Annotated in this window: 12 protein-coding genes and 1 pseudogene; 5 read left to right on the forward strand and 8 right to left on the reverse strand. The window is 57.5% G+C overall.

All coding sequences use genetic code 11. From position 1 onward, the window contains the following. Positions 1–1,809: 1,809 nt before the first annotated feature. Complete coding sequence (locus tag B0G74_RS45770) at positions 1,810–2,025, reverse strand: hypothetical protein (RefSeq protein ID WP_165923860.1); 216 nt, start codon at positions 2,023–2,025, stop codon at positions 1,810–1,812. 391 nt (positions 2,026–2,416) lie between these two features. Here B0G74_RS45770 and B0G74_RS15810 point away from each other — a divergent pair, with 391 nt between their 5' ends. The 3 genes from B0G74_RS15810 to B0G74_RS15820 all read left to right on the forward strand — a co-directional run bounded on the left by B0G74_RS15810 (position 2,417) and on the right by B0G74_RS15820 (position 6,386). Then, entirely contained in the window at positions 2,417–3,514 is a 1,098-nt protein-coding gene (locus tag B0G74_RS15810; protein WP_132375834.1) for an integrase domain-containing protein, read from the forward strand. 9 nt (positions 3,515–3,523) lie between these two features. Further along, complete coding sequence (locus tag B0G74_RS15815) at positions 3,524–3,892, forward strand: hypothetical protein (protein ID WP_132375835.1); 369 nt, start codon at positions 3,524–3,526, stop codon at positions 3,890–3,892. A 1,171-nt stretch (positions 3,893–5,063) separates the two neighbouring features. Further along, a complete protein-coding gene (locus B0G74_RS15820) occupies positions 5,064–6,386 on the forward strand; it encodes an IS5 family transposase (protein ID WP_132376961.1) in 1,323 nt (440 codons plus the stop codon). 484 nt (positions 6,387–6,870) lie between these two features. Here B0G74_RS15820 and B0G74_RS15825 read toward each other — a convergent pair whose 3' ends face one another. Both B0G74_RS15825 and B0G74_RS15830 read right to left on the reverse strand, forming a co-directional pair. Continuing rightward, positions 6,871–7,062 (reverse strand): hypothetical protein, encoded by a 192-nt coding sequence (locus tag B0G74_RS15825; RefSeq protein WP_132375836.1) that lies wholly within the window; start codon positions 7,060–7,062, stop codon positions 6,871–6,873. Positions 7,063–7,478: 416 nt separating this feature from the next. After that, positions 7,479–7,838: pseudogene (locus B0G74_RS15830) on the reverse strand (integrase core domain-containing protein); the annotation flags it as partial. Positions 7,839–8,170: 332 nt separating this feature from the next. On the opposite strand from B0G74_RS15830, the gene B0G74_RS46630 reads away from it, so the two are divergent. Both B0G74_RS46630 and B0G74_RS46635 read left to right on the forward strand, forming a co-directional pair. After that, positions 8,171–8,491 (forward strand): site-specific integrase, encoded by a 321-nt coding sequence (locus tag B0G74_RS46630; protein ID WP_243658195.1) that lies wholly within the window; start codon positions 8,171–8,173, stop codon positions 8,489–8,491. Positions 8,492–8,525: 34 nt separating this feature from the next. Continuing rightward, positions 8,526–8,669, forward strand: a complete 144-nt coding sequence (locus B0G74_RS46635) for a hypothetical protein (protein WP_243658266.1) — start codon at positions 8,526–8,528, stop codon at positions 8,667–8,669. Between the two features lie 276 nt (positions 8,670–8,945). Here B0G74_RS46635 and B0G74_RS15845 read toward each other — a convergent pair whose 3' ends face one another. The 5 genes from B0G74_RS15845 to B0G74_RS15865 all read right to left on the reverse strand — a co-directional run bounded on the left by B0G74_RS15845 (position 8,946) and on the right by B0G74_RS15865 (position 14,215). Beyond that, positions 8,946–10,013 (reverse strand): IS110 family transposase, encoded by a 1,068-nt coding sequence (locus B0G74_RS15845; RefSeq protein ID WP_132376962.1) that lies wholly within the window; start codon positions 10,011–10,013, stop codon positions 8,946–8,948. A gap of 228 nt (positions 10,014–10,241) precedes the next feature. Further along, positions 10,242–10,682 carry a DDE-type integrase/transposase/recombinase gene (locus tag B0G74_RS15850; protein WP_165923862.1) on the reverse strand — a complete coding sequence of 147 codons (441 nt, stop codon included), beginning with the start codon at positions 10,680–10,682 and terminating at the stop codon, positions 10,242–10,244. A 250-nt stretch (positions 10,683–10,932) separates the two neighbouring features. Next, entirely contained in the window at positions 10,933–11,433 is a 501-nt protein-coding gene (locus tag B0G74_RS15855) for a transposase (RefSeq protein WP_132375839.1), read from the reverse strand. Positions 11,434–11,530: 97 nt separating this feature from the next. Then, entirely contained in the window at positions 11,531–12,163 is a 633-nt protein-coding gene (locus B0G74_RS15860) for a hypothetical protein (RefSeq protein ID WP_243658196.1), read from the reverse strand. Positions 12,164–13,045: 882 nt separating this feature from the next. Beyond that, positions 13,046–14,215, reverse strand: a complete 1,170-nt coding sequence (locus B0G74_RS15865; protein ID WP_132374362.1) for an IS4 family transposase — start codon at positions 14,213–14,215, stop codon at positions 13,046–13,048. Between the last annotated feature and the right edge of the window lie 222 nt (positions 14,216–14,437).

The following is a 14,437-nucleotide window of genomic DNA, read 5'->3' on the forward strand; positions in this document are numbered from 1 at the left end:
TGGAGAAGTTTCGCGGCGTGTGTAACGCCTATCCGCCAGCGCGTAGCACCTCGAATCCCGCCAAACCTCTGCCACCCGCCGACATTGCGTTTCCGCTCGCACCGGGTCTGTGGCACCGGTGCGCCGATCATACGTCGAGGCGACCCGACCCCGGGCGCGCCTGAGGAATTCCTGCCTGAATTCAAGTGGCAGACTGCTGCAGGCAAACACGTACCGGTAGCCATAGACAGCGTATATTTTTGATTTCCTTGTACCGAAACCGTGACTTCGTCGATGCGGCATGGGCACCGAGCGGCGTTTAGCGGCGCAAGCGGGTGCGCTGCCGTTTGAGTGCGCTGGATAGCGGGCCGCGCGCGCCACGGACAAGTAAATGTGGAAACGACGGCTAGCAGCCATCGGGACGCAGTCAAAGGCGGAGTCGGGGCAGCCGACGCTACGCGTCACCGCGCCGGGGACGATCGCCAAAACTGCGCGAGGGAAACAAAGGGCAGTGGCGCAAAAAAACAGGCGCCAGAACTCACTGCATCGGAGATGCCGCGCACCGCGTCCAAATATGAAATGGAGGCATAGGAACAACGGCGATGCCGGCAGGCTGGGTCGAAGAAATGCGGTCTGCTATGCAATCTGAGGTCGATGCGTCGGGGACGCAGGCTTAAATACACTCTGACGGCATTGAACCTGGCAAGCCCGCGGAGCAAGGTAAGCGTGCTATGCTGAAGACGCCGAAACCACGGGAGATCAGCGTGGATATCGCACGGCCGTTATTGGACTCAATGCAATATTTCTGGGAATAGCTTGGTCGATGAAACGTGGTGCGCGCGAGCGAAGGGAACAGCTCGCTGCGCGACGTCCACGGGTCGCCTCTTCGCCCCAAAGAGAACTGCCACCCCACGCTATCGCATCCGACGCGGGAGAACTGCACTGCCCACATTGCGACCATAGCCTCGACGACGGGGATTTCGCTCGACAGCACGCGTTAACGGCCTACTGGCCGGCGCGCAAATCGCCGTACTTCAGACGGCCATCTTGCTGAGCATAGAGCACTGAGAGAAGCATAGGTGGGCGATATGCCGTCTGGCGCGACGCGGAGAAGCCGACTTCGCGAGGATCTCCGGCGTCGACAACTTTTCAGTCGAACGTCTTCGGATGCAGCCGCATGCTTTCTTTCGTCGAGCGTTGCTGCGACCTGTTCCCGCATTGAATGCCGCGCTGGGAAACCGCGGCTTTCACCGACTGACGACGAACAGCGCAAAGGTCGCTGGGACCGGTGATGGTCCGACGGCGGCGCCGCTCTCGCTTCCATTCGCACTAACCTGCGTCCGCCGGCACGCCAATCATGCAAGGAAGGGGCATCAGGAAAAGAATATTGACGCGATCGCTGGCTTGCTGGACGGTGTGCAAGCGCAGAGCGCCATATATTGCCAGCTCAACGTCGCCGGAAGATCCTAGGTGCGCTGCGGGCAACCTCCGTTCGGCGGCAGAACGACGGCCCCTTTTGCTATCGCTGCAGCTGTGTTCTAATCCCCATAGTAACGTTCGCTCACGTCACGAGCATCGACCACGACACCCCCTACTTTGGGGGTTTGGGGGTGTTTTTCGCCCAATTTTGTTACATGCTTGGCTCAGCGCCATCGCAAGCAAGGCATTTTCAAAATTCGAGTCAGTAGCAGTGACGCGAATAAAATCTACGCCGCTCAATCAGAGCGCAAGTCCGTCCAAGGCCCTGAAGTTCCCGACGCGTCACTCCCGTAGTGATGCCTCTCTCACTGTTCCCAGACGGACACGCAGTCGGTGTCGCGTCTCATCCAGTCACTGACGCGGCGATAACTGATCGCCCTCCAGGGAAATTTCTAACGAGACGAAGTTTTGACGCGTCAGGAAGTTGCTCTGTGACGCTCCTCCCGCCCGGACGCGGGCGATTTTTGACCGCGCGATCAAGCCGTCAACGTATTTCCGACGGTGAAGATACATCTTTGTCGCGCGATGCACATCGCGGCATCCATCAAAGCAAACCTTGCGTTTCATTCATCTTCAGATGTCGATGATGACAGCAAGCGCTCCAATCGCGACTCCTGCTCCCGTAACGGGTGCAGGAGGAGTGTCTCTGTCAGACACCAGACGCTCACCGCTCCAGCAGTAACGCAGCTTCTGCTCGCGAGCTTCTCTTTCCCATTCAGAACCTGTATTCCCCGAGGGCTTATCCGTAACCGGATCCCACAGCTCAACGCATTACCCGGCCCTCCCCCGAATTCTATTGCGTAGGTACGCACTCGCCTCGCCCAGGCCACGCCCGTCATTGCATACATCCGAACCGATTTCGAATCCGTCACGAGCTCATCGTGACTGGGGCCGTGTTTGCCTCCTCCCGCGGGCGAACATGAGTTGACATGCGGGTGACACAGCTGGGAGTTAGCTCATGAGCATGATGTCAAAGGCGGTACACAATTCCGCCGTAAGCAGCAAAAAAGCTGGCGGCAGCTTTGCAACACAGCAGAACAGGCGGTTCGATACAACAGGCCTTTTGCGCTTTGCCAGGCAGGTGGGGGAACTACGTGCATCGGTCAGTGAAATCCCGGAATGGGTGATTCATGCCTACGCCCAATACTGCGTGGCGCAGGGCAAAACAGCGGGCACCCTCGCGAACATATTTTCGGCTGTTCGGGTCACATCGCGCCATGCCGGCCGGAACATTGACGAGGTGTGCAACAACAAGGAACTTCAACTCGTTCGACGAGTACGGAAAGGGACAAAACGGGCCATGAACCCGACCGAAATTGCCGATTTGATCTGCAAAGCGAAGCAAATAGACCAGGGGCTTATGCACATGATATCGCTTGCACTGCATCTTGGACTCCGACGCAAGGAGGCGCTGATGTGTGCGCGCGATCTCGGGATGTGGCTTGACGCACTCGTGCGCGGCGATTCCACGCTTCCGCTGATGCGTGGCTCGAAAAACGCAAGGCCGAGGCAAGTGCGGATCATTGAGAGCGAGCGCCCGCGGACGATCGAAGCAATCCGTTTCGCGCTCGCGTACGCACGCGAACACAATTTCGAACTGATTACTGGCAATGGCAAGACGCTCAAATCCGCGATGAATCGACTCAGAGCATTGCTGCGCCGGGCTGGTATGGTCGGGCCTACCAGCTTTCATTCGCTTCGTTACACGTATGCGCTCAAGAGCGCACTCGAAATGCTGGAGGCGGGAATGCCCCCCTATGAGGTTCTTGTGGAACTAAGCGAATCGCTCGGACACGGCCCTACCCGCATCCAGATGATTCTTGGACACTACTGCCAGCCGATCAGGGGGAGATTCGAGGGGCATATATCGCTGCACAATATCGATGTCGATCGTCGCCGCCCACCGAGCAAACTACCGCGGGCGACAGCGCGCCTTCTAGCAAAACGTCAACATGGCGCGCTAAGCGGCTATCCTATCGGCCGATCCGACGGGGCGCACGGTTTGGCATGTTGGGCAGACGACGCACTAATCGAAGAGCATTCTTCCAACACCTGAGAGACTTCCATGTCCGATTCCTCATTCCTGGAGCAAGTCAGCCGTTGCGCCGACAAGATCGGATGCAACGACATGATGCGCGCCATCATGGCCAAGGTCTGGCACGAATTTGAACAGTCCATTGCTGCGAACTCGTCGTATCCACTCCGGCTACGGGACCTGGATGTGCCTTTGCTTGCAGGCTTTGTCGAAGCGCGCTCGAAGCGATGCGTTGATGTTGAGTTACTTCTGCTGGAAATCACCTGCATCAGGATAGTGCTACTGGAATCCGGGTTCCTTCACAACCAGCTAAGTGAGCTTAGTGTTCGCGTTAAGCGGCATCGGCTTGCCAATGATGAGAAGGGTAAGTATCGGTTCGCAAAAAAGCTTTGTATCTGACGACGGTCTCAAAAGGTGAAGTGCAACACGGAGCTTGGTGAACGGAAGTACCAAGGGGGACGCAGGTTCAAACATGCTGGCGAACACTTCGAACGGCGAATGGAATTCATCCGTGGTACGAGGCCGGCTATTGAGGCTATCGGCGATGTCATCGCGGTCATCCCGGCTGCACAGCGAGAGATCAGTACACTTGGGCAGATACTGGCGCAGCAGGCCGGTGGTGCTCCAGAATTTTCCCTGCTTTCACCCTGTTAGGATTACTGACGTATGCCTTCGCGTTAATAGCGGAGGCGCCCCCTGGGTGGCGCGACATCTCCTTGCCCTGATCGTTCGCGGAGTTCCGCCGTAGTGGTGCAGCGATGCGTTGCGTTTGGCAGAGAAGCCCGCGAGCTCGGAAGCGGGGATGCATTAGCCATGAGGACCAGACGGCCGGTGCGTTCGGCCAGCACGGCGACAGAGACGCACTTTTCGCACTCTTGACGAAATCGGCTGCCAATGTCATAGCATCGCGCAATCCTTCCACTTCCGGCTGGCGCACATGGATGGCCACCGTATGGGGAATCTGTCCGGGGCGTAACCCTGCTTGGCGGCATGCGATGGGTGCGATGGTGCCGCAGACAGGGGACGCGCTCGCGACGCAGTTCCACTATGGCGCGCGTAGATCGCCGTCTAGACGGTCTCTTGGGAAACTGCCGGGCAGGACCATCGAGGTACATGCGTCCGAGCGTACCCGGCATCTGCTGGGCCGGCGATTTCCAGTCCAGCAGCGTGCTGCACGATTCGCCGGATAATCCTGCGAGTCGAGGTTCGTGAGCGAATGGTGCATGTCCCCACATGCAAGACTCTAATCATTATTAAATTACAGGAATAGAACCAACGCCATGGGCCGCTCGGAATATTACTGGTTGGCAGTTTGCGAGAAGTCGCTTCTGTACTGAGATGGCTGATCTCAGTCTGTTGGCATTCGCGATGCGCTGCTGGCTTCCGTATCGGGTTGAAGAGCAAAGTGTTGCACTCGTCGAAATTGTCTGCCAGCCCCCCCTTCAGTAGTCGAGCCTGAACAATCCGGTGAGCCTTATATGGCATGGCTTTGGGGCCGAACCGGTGTTGTGGGAATTGCAGAGACCTGGCATATTGATGCGTGAATCCTGCAAATCCTGACGAGGTGCAGATGGGTCCGAAGCCGCCTGTAACTGAGCGAGATTTCTTCCGGCAACCGCTGCGAGAACAGATCAACCTGAAGCATCCGTTGGTGCGCCTGACTGATCTGATCAACTGGGAGCGGCTGGACGCATTGATGAGAGAAAGCTTCGTGTCGCACAAGGGGCGGCCAGCGACGTCGCCGCGCCTGATTGCCGGACTGCTGTATCTGCAGCATGCGTTCGACCTGTCCGACGAAGAGGTGGTCTGGCAATGGGTGGAGAACCCCTACTGGCAGGTTTTTACGGGCGAGACGTACTTGCAGACTGAGCCACCGATCGATCCGTCGAGCCTGACGCGCTGGAGGAAGCGCCTGGGCGAAGCCGGCGTTGAGGAGTTGCTGGCGGAGACGATCGACGCAGCCAGACGTGCCGGTGTGATCAAGGCGTCGAGCGTGAAGCGGGTGATCGTCGACACCACGGTCATGGAGAAAGCGATTGCCCATCCAACCGACTCGCGATTGCTTGAGCGGTGTCGCGAACACCTTGTGAAGGCCGCGGCGCGGCACGGACTGAAGCTCAGGCAGAACTACAACCGCGAAGCACCACGGCTTGCATTGCAGATTGGCCGCTACGCGCACGCGAAGCAGTTCAAACGAATGAGAAAGGCACTGCGCACGCTGCGCTCCCGGGTTGGTCGCGTCATGCGTGACGTGGAACGACAGGCCGGCCAGGTAGCCGGCAGCGGTCATGCGGCGCTGCTGGATCTGGTTGCTCGCACGAAGCGCATCCTGTCGCAAAAGCCGAAGGACAAAAACAAGCTGTATGCGCTGCACGCGCCGGAAGTCGAGTGTCTGGCCAAGGGTAAGGCACGCACCCCTTACGAGTTCGGCGTGAAAGTGTCGATCACGACAACACACAAGGAAGGGCTGGTGGTTGGCATGCGCTCGATGCCGGGCAATCCATACGACGGGCATACGCCGGCTGAAGCGCTGGAACAGGCCGAGATCCTGAGTGACACGAAGCCCGAGGTGGTAATCGTGGATCGTGGTTACAAGGGCGTCGCCATCGACGGCGTGAAGATCTACCACCCGGGTTTGCGGCGCGGCATCACACGCACACTACGCGCGATGATCAGGCGGCGCAGCGCGATCGAGCCAGCCATTGGCCATATGAAGATGGACGGAAAACTCGATCGGAACTGGCTCAAAGGCGCGCTCGGCGATGCGATGCACGCGGTGCTGTGCGGCGCTGGCTACAACCTGCGGATGATCCTCCGGAAGCTGCGGCTTCTTTGCGCCTTCGTTCTCGCCGCTCTGATCAACCGCCGGATTGCCGCCGACGTGATGGTGTGATGCCGGTGGCACGAGAAACGAATTGTTCAGGGCCGACTCAGTAGCAACCGATACCCGCCGTGAGCACCCGGCGGGTGGATTAAAACCCTCCAGGCAAGTCGGATCATAGCGACGGGCGACGCACTCTCATGCTCGATTTGCTAGCTGAAGACCTGTGATCGACTTTGCACGCTGCCATTCGGCGTGCCTGGGGCGAATTAGGTCATGTGCGCTAGCCTGGCGTGATGTGACGGTAGCTGGCACTGCAAGCGACGCACCTCATATCGAAAGAGGCCACATTGATGCCTGACTTGCCTTAAATGCGACCCCAATTTCCCGCCGGCAATGGTGCCTTGGTGTCGCGAGCCGCGAGAGTACGACAGTTGCAATTGACCCGGAAACGCCTTCACATCTGCCCGCTTATAGAAGGGCGGTCTATTGCAACGCAACGATTCCAGCAAGTCAGCCCCTATCTTCTGCTGCGTCGTGACGTAGGGTTTGCGCGTTACTCGCCTGCTCCCTCCGGAAATGGAGGTACGTCCTTGAGGTAATGCGTCACGCCATCGACGCTCCAATTCGGTCGCTTCACGTCGTAGATATACTCGCGGAATGCCGCCATAGTGATTCTTCCTTGCGCCAGGCAAACGTAATCTTTGTATATGCTCGGCGGATTCGTTTCTGCATCAACCCATTCCATTATTTTCCTCTCTATTGCGCTGGCGCAGTCAAATCTCGCCGCACGATAATGGCCCATGCCAGATATTATGCCCGATTTCATCGTGACACCTCCCTGGCACAATGTTTTGGACCCGCTATATCCCGAGCGATCTGGATTAAGCTCGACGCCCGGAAGAACTGAAGGCTTAGAGCCGCAAAGCGAGCGAGGTGCCGGTGCAGATCGCCTGACACCAGCCTCTCCCCTTCTCTGCCGGGCCGCAGAGGTGGAGACGCCCGAGCCAAGGGGTTTCGTGATCAAGGTAGCGCTTACCTTTGTGGTTTAGGTATGCCCAAAGCGGCAAGGCGCCGAACGCTAGCAGTTGCGAAGACGTTGTGGTTTCTCCGATGTAATATTGGCGGAAATTTTCAAGCTAGATGTCGCCTCGACGATTAAATTCAGGCGGCTTTTGGCTCCTGTCGGGGGTCGCGTTTGATGAGTTCGAAGTTGTCGGTCTGATCGGGATTCAGATGGACCGTGTGTACGCGCTTCCAGTTTCGCGTGGGGCCTTTCCGTCGTAGCGGGTTGCGCTGCTTTGCCGCCTCGTAGAGCGTCTCGCGACGATCGAGGATCTGCTTGTCGAGGTTGGTGTGCCGTTGGGCAGGCGTGACGAAACGGATCGCGCTGTGACGATGTTCGTGGTTGTACCAGCGTACCAACCCGGTGACCCAGGCGCGCGCGGCAAATAGCGTGTCGAACGGCTGCATCGGATAGGCCGGCCGATACTTCAGTGTTTTGAACAACGATTCCGAGAACGGGATATGTGATTGATCACATATGGCAGAGGATTTTTGGTTAGCGATCGCGGCCGCAGAGGCATAACGGAGCCGATCAAGATCAGCCCGCGGTCGGTAACCAAAAAATCCTCTGCCTTATGTCTTCGGAGACATAGTCGGCATACGGCAGCCGTCCACAGAGTGATTGCCTGGTACCGGTCCGGCCGGGATGTGCAACGTCTGTTGCCGCAACTGGCAACGTACCTCGGACACGTTGAGATTAGCTCGACCCAGCGTTATCTGCAAATGACTCCGGAGTTGCTTCAAGAAGCCAGCCGGCTCTTCGCGAGCTACGCAGCCTGCGGAGGCCAATCATGATTGACAAGAATCTACTTGGCACATGGATTCGCCGTTTCCTCCTCGAATATCTGGTCGGTGAACGCAATCTGTCTCGCAACACGCAGGCGAGCTACCGCGACACGCTGACACTGCTCTTGCCATTTGCAAGCAAGCGTACCGGCGTCGCCATCGACAAGATGACTGTCGACGATCTATCGGTCGTGCGGCAGTTCCTGGACTATCTGGAACGGAAACGGCATTGCACCGGCGTGACGCGCAACCAGCGCCTTGGGACCATCCATTCGCTTGCCCGCTTTATCGGCAGAAATGCCATCCATGCAGGCCAAGCGGATTAGCCCGCACAACATCCGCCACACGACTGCCGTCCATATGCTGCGTAGCGGTGTCGACATCAATACAATCCGGGCGTGGCTGGGGCATGTCTCGCTGGACACAACGAATATCTACGCTGAGGTTGATTTGGGAATGAAGGCAAAAGCGCTAGCAAGCGTTGATGTCTCCGGGCAACCGTAGGACCGTTTGCGACAACGTGACTTGCCGTCATTGATGACGTTTCTCCGGGAAATATAGCCAGAATCTCTTAAAAAAATATGTGCCGTCTGCGCGTCGGGATCGTCTCAGTGAATCCCGGCGTTCTGCGCCTCGCGCTACATATCTTCGACCGCAACATATAACGGGTTGTCGTTGCTCACGCCCGGTCGACTCAATGACGGCATGACACCCAAAGCCTGCAGGGTGGCGAGCATCGTGGCGCCCTTCATCGGGCCGCCGTTGACGCCCTTCTAAAGGTCAAGGGGCAATTTGAGTCTGTGTGATCTGGCGGTTGCGATGCTGGATTACGTAATAGACCTCCCGGGCGATATAGCGCTTGAGGCAGCGGATCGCTTCAAGTTTCGAATGCCCCTCGCTGACGCGTTTGGCCACATAGGCCTTTGTGCGAGCGTCGGTTCTTAAGCGACCGATGGCAATGATGTGCAAGGCGCTGTTTGCTGCGCGATCCCCACCACGATTTAGTCGATGTCGCGTCACCTTACCGGAAGACGCCGGGACGGGGCTCACGCCACAAAGGGCGGCGAAGCTCGCCTCTGACTGAAGCCGGTCGCTGTTGTCGCCAGCGGTCAGTAACAGTTGCAAAGCCGACTCGTAACCAATCGCATTTCGCGAGACAAGATCGGGGGCAAGTTCGTCCACAAGCGTCGCGATCATGACGTCGAGGTCGGCAATCTCGTCGTGCAACTCCAGATACCGACGTCCCAGTGACTTCAGTGCAATTCGGCAAGCAGAGGTCAGGTTGCGATAGTCGGACAGATCCGGACGCCACGCAGCTAGTGTTCGGATGAGCTGCATTCGTGTCATCGCGCGTAGTGATTCACGTAACTCATCGGGCGCGCTGATGATGGTACTGTGGATCAGCTGCAAAGCAACGCGCCGCGCCGAAATGGCCGTCTTCCGGCAGACTTTCAGAACGCGTAGCGATTCAATCATGCCGTCGCGCGTCTTGGGCGTGACCGTCCGCACACCGGCGAAGGCAGCATGAGCCGCGTTGTAGGCATCCAGCGTATCGTCCTTGCCACGTTTGCGCCGGTCGCTTTTATCCGGCGCGGTGACCTCCAACACGGTTACGTGTGCCCGCTGTAGGTAGCGCAGTAAGCCCGCGCCATAGCTCCCGGTGCACTCCACGCCGACCCGGACAACCTCACCGAATGAGCGCATCCAAAGCAACATCTGCTTGTAGCCGTGCCGCGTGGTTGGGAAGGATTCGCTGCCGAGAAGGCGATCATGTTCGTCAACGACAGCCGCGAAATGCAGGTCCTTATGCGTATCAACGCCGCCTACGATGCTCCGACGGCCAGCCATAGTCTGTTCTTCTTTCATACAGCCTCGCTCCGGTTGCCGATGGGGTTCGGGCGATCTCACCGGCATCGAGTACCTGGACAAGACAGTAAAGTGACAGGGCGTCAGGCCCTTCTTGAGTCACACGTATCGACGAGGTGAAACCTCGCCGTTCGGCAGTTCCAGAGGACCGACGGGTCAAGGGAAAGACATTGAGTCGATCGGAATGGGAGTCAGGTCGCCCGGAACGCTTTACGGCACCAGACCTCTCCCGAAAGCTCCGTGTTTCGAAACGGTGACTGCCCGGAAACATCTGGTACCCGTATTCTTACTATCCGAATGCAGGATCACCTGGCCCGGTTTGATCCCTTCACGCATGCATAGATCCTTTAGGAGTTCGCTGGCCTGGGCGCTGCTCTCTTCGGCGTAGACCTGCCAACCGACGACCATCCGACTGTACACGTCCATGAACAGATAGAGATAGAAATACTGCCCGCGAACCGTCGTCGGCAAGTAGGCGATGTCCCGGCTAAACAGCTGACTGGGCGCATCGGCACGTACAGCACGTGGCTTGCTGCGGGCGCAGGCCGGTCGTTCACTGCGCCGGTAGGCGAGCTGTTTCTCTTCGCGTAGCACTCGGTAAAACGTCGATTCCGAGGCGACGTAGCGGTGCTGGTCGGCCAGGCGCGGCACGGTCTGGCTCGGTGGCAGATGACCGAATTGGCCACTGCCAATAGTTCAACTCGCTCATCGGCCGACAGCTTGTGAGCAGGATCATGATGGCGCAAGGTGCGACCATCCACCGCTTCAGGACCGCCGCTTTGCCAGCGCTGCACGGTGCGCGCGCTCAACCCCAGAATGGCACATGCGCATGCCTGACGAGCCCCGGCTGTAATCGCCTCACCGATCAGCTCCTGCAATGTCGCGCGCTCTTCAAGGGAGGTCATTCGTCCTCGTCCCCGAACAGCGCCCGATACTTTTTTGAAAGTACCCGCAACGCGGCTGCCTCCGCTAAAGCCTTTTCCTTGCGTTTCAGTTCGCCCTGCACTTGCGCGTTGGCCTGTCTCAGTTCGCGCATCTCTGGAGCGTTTGCACGTGCGCTGCTCGCGGTGCCGGCCGAACAGAACTGGGCGCGCCACTGGTCCAGATGATGGGCAAACAGACCCCGTTCACGGCACCACGCGTTCAGCGCCTCGTCGCTCAGTCCATGGCTTTGCTGCAAGGCCAGCAGGCGCTCTTCCAAAGACCAGTCTTCCGGGCGCCGTGCATCGACTGGCCCCGGGTTGCGGTTTGCGGCGTTAGACACGCGGATCCACTTCCTCAAGGTTAATACCTTCATGTTCAGTTCCGAGGCAACCGCTCCTACGGACCGGTTGCCTCGTTGCAGGACCTTTGCCAGCGCCTGCTCCCTGAATTCGACAGAATACGTCTGTTTGGCATTCAACCTGCACCTCTGAGTTCTTCAAATTAAGAAAATTCAGAGGCGACATCTAGTGTGACGCATGGGGGATTGGTGAACCAGCGCAATGTGAAGTCAAGGATCACTTCAAGATCCGAATACCAGCGGGAACCTGCTTTTCTGATGGACGGTCTTCGGTGAAGGCCTGAGCGACAGCACGCGGTGTCGTACCAAGCACCCGCGCCGCCTTGCGCAGATTGCCGCGATGTTCCGTCAACGCTGACAGCGCCTTGTCATATGAGAGCACGGGGATAGCTGCCCCGCGCCAGGCCTGCACAACAGCGACCTCATGGGGTGCGTTGTGGTCACACGATGCATCTGCTCTCGCAGTAGAATTCAGCAGCGCAAGGAGCGTGCGCTTTTTGATCCAAAGCAGAAACTGGCGCCAATGTACGAGTTTGGCTAGGTCGTACCAGCCTGGTTCCTGCGCCGACCACTGAGCAATAAGATAGCTTAAATGCTTACCCTGAAAGTTCCACGGCGTTTGCGGAGCAAAACCACCAGCGCGCAACGTCTCAAAGCCATCCAGAAGTTCCGCCACGCGACGGCATTGTGTTTCGGGCGACACTGGGTAACTGGTACCAGTTCGCCGATCATACTTCCAGTTGACTTTGCCCCTAACAAGCTTGCGAAATTCGCGCTTGAATTCGCCCGGCAGACTGCTGCACGCAATTACGTACCGGTAATCATATACAACATGCATATTTGTTTTCATTTTTTAACCGATGAGAGATCAATGCGGCGCAACACGGCGACTTCTTGTCTTGTGGGTGCGCCGTTTATCATCGTTGCGCGCACCATCGACGAACAGAAGATGCGACCTACGAAACCGACGCAGTCACGACATGGACTTAGCGACCCCCGCTTGCTAGACATCACTTCATCTATAGCAGACGAAGGAAACTATTCGCCGCTTGGCGATCAATAGCCCGGATCCTGCGGCGCCACCACAGTTTTGTTGCCTACAGGCTCAAAGCGACCTCAGCTCGCGGTCGTGTCACTTACTTGAATCAGGCATGGATTTCTTTATCAAACTGGTATTTGCCGGTTTTTTTTCATTGACAAAGTGTTCGCGTTTCACGCGGACGTTAGCTACGTCAGCCCGTTATGCCAGAAGCCCGACTCGAGTAAAACCAACCTGATGCAGGTGGACTCCAACAGTAGCACCTCTACACCCAGACTCCTCTCAGAACTAGTTTCGACAAAGTGCACAATCTAAGCCTCAATCAGGTCTCCTACTCGAATCGGCCTGATCGAAGGCTGCGCATTGAGATGTCAAATCGCAAGCCAAACGGTGATCGTGATAGCACTTTTTTTGTCGTTGAATCCGCTTGTACCACCGCAATTTTTCACTTGATGAATGAACAGAAAGTGCGACATTAGAATCCTCAATTTTTCAAATGAGACATATCGATTGAAGCGTGGCCGTAGAGTGCTGCTTCGCCGTCCGCGGGGCCGGAACGACCAATCGGATAGCCGCGTGACACGCTATTTAGGCGCTTTGCCGCCAAACAGGCTGCAGCACGCGGCGCCTAAACTTGGAAGCAGCAATCATCTTTGATGTTGTGAAGTGATACATGACTACAGTAGTGTCCGGTTAAATTTCGAACAAATTCAGTTGGTTACCGGATTGAGGCATTTCCGGGAGTGATGGATCGGGCCGCAAGGCGCTTGAAATCTCGGTTTTCTCGAATACGGAGACCGAAAGAATCTGTAGCAACGTATAGAGCGAGGCATCGAGTTGAAGCTCCTTTTTGACGATGGCGATCAACACGTAAGTGCAGACGGCGCACCAGATTTGCGTCTTCACCGCGTTCTCGCTTGTGCCGAGGAATCGCTTGATGCGCAGGTGCTGCTTGATCCACTTGAAGAACAGCTCGACCTGCCAGCGGTTCTTGTACAGCGCTGCAATGGTCAGCGGCGGCAGCGTCGTGTTGTTGGTCAGAAAAATCAGGTTCTTGCCCGATTCCGGGTCCTTGAAGCGGATGCGCCGCAAACGCTCGGGATAGTCCTGCGCGGCGTAAAAGCCGTTCAAGGCGATGCTCTGGTCGCAGATCAAGCCCGTGCTGCGGTCGGTGGCAGCCGAATAGACGCGACGCGCGTTCATGTTGCGTTTGGCTCGTGTGACGAAGAAAGCGCCCGCCTGATGCAGCTTGAACAGCCGCGCGAAGTCCAGATAGCCGCGATCCATGACGTAAAACGCGCCGGCTTCGATGGGCAGAAAATCGAGCACGCCCACCTCGTGCATCTTGCCGTCGCTGATGTGGATGAAGGCGGGGATCGCGCCGCGCAAATCCAGCAGCGTATGCATCTTGACCGCCGCCTTGGTCGTGCGAAACGGCGCCCACTCGAACAGGGACAGGCACAAATCTATGGTCGTGGCATCGAGCGCATAGACGGTCGCATCGAGATCGATGTCCAGCGGCTGGGTCGCGTAAAGCGCTCGGGCGCGGGTGATGAGGCGCATTGCCAGCGCGTGATAGATGCGCCAGTCGCGCAGATTCAACGCATCCGACAACGTCGAGCGTGCCGGGACGTTCTTCAATCCCATATGAAACAGCTTGCCCCGATTGGCAGACAGGCAGGCCTCGATGTCGCGCAGGGACTCGCGCCAGGTCAACTGCGCGAAGGCCATGATGCGGAACAAATCGGCACAGCCAAGCGTGCGGACCCCCGCGTCGCCGCGGTGTCGCTCGATGATGCGGCCAAACGTCTTCCACGGCACAAACTCCATGACTTGCGCAAACAGCGTCTTGCCCACGTTCATGCGTTACCCCAGGTCGCCCAAACCCGAAAGGATCGCAAATGCTGATTTCAAAATTCAAATCGTGGACACCCATGAAGCCCTCGAAAGCCCTGTCAACAGTCGCTCTCCCGCCTGTCGACCTCAAATAAACCGGACACTACTGACATGACTATAGAATTTGTCCCTGATAGGCTGGCAGTAGTTTGCTGTACCATCATCGAAAGTGGCGTCGTACCGAGAAGC

Source organism: Paraburkholderia sp. BL9I2N2 (assembly GCF_004339745.1).
Lineage (GTDB): Bacteria > Pseudomonadota > Gammaproteobacteria > Burkholderiales > Burkholderiaceae > Paraburkholderia.

Excerpts from the sequence above, each read along its gene's own strand:
- B0G74_RS15820 (WP_132376961.1), top strand. The coding sequence starts at position 5,064 with ATGGGTCCGAAGCCGCCTGTAACTGAGCGAGATTTCTTCCGGCAACCG.
- B0G74_RS15865 (WP_132374362.1), bottom strand. The coding sequence starts at position 14,215 with ATGAACGTGGGCAAGACGCTGTTTGCGCAAGTCATGGAGTTTGTGCCG.
- B0G74_RS15860 (WP_243658196.1), bottom strand. The coding sequence starts at position 12,163 with ATGAAAACAAATATGCATGTTGTATATGATTACCGGTACGTAATTGCG.
- B0G74_RS15825 (WP_132375836.1), bottom strand. The coding sequence starts at position 7,062 with ATGGAATGGGTTGATGCAGAAACGAATCCGCCGAGCATATACAAAGAT.
- B0G74_RS46630 (WP_243658195.1), top strand. The coding sequence starts at position 8,171 with ATGATTGACAAGAATCTACTTGGCACATGGATTCGCCGTTTCCTCCTC.
- B0G74_RS45770 (WP_165923860.1), bottom strand. The coding sequence starts at position 2,025 with ATGAAACGCAAGGTTTGCTTTGATGGATGCCGCGATGTGCATCGCGCG.
- B0G74_RS46635 (WP_243658266.1), top strand. The coding sequence starts at position 8,526 with ATGCTGCGTAGCGGTGTCGACATCAATACAATCCGGGCGTGGCTGGGG.
- B0G74_RS15845 (WP_132376962.1), bottom strand. The coding sequence starts at position 10,013 with ATGGCTGGCCGTCGGAGCATCGTAGGCGGCGTTGATACGCATAAGGAC.
- B0G74_RS15815 (WP_132375835.1), top strand. The coding sequence starts at position 3,524 with ATGTCCGATTCCTCATTCCTGGAGCAAGTCAGCCGTTGCGCCGACAAG.
- B0G74_RS15810 (WP_132375834.1), top strand. The coding sequence starts at position 2,417 with ATGAGCATGATGTCAAAGGCGGTACACAATTCCGCCGTAAGCAGCAAA.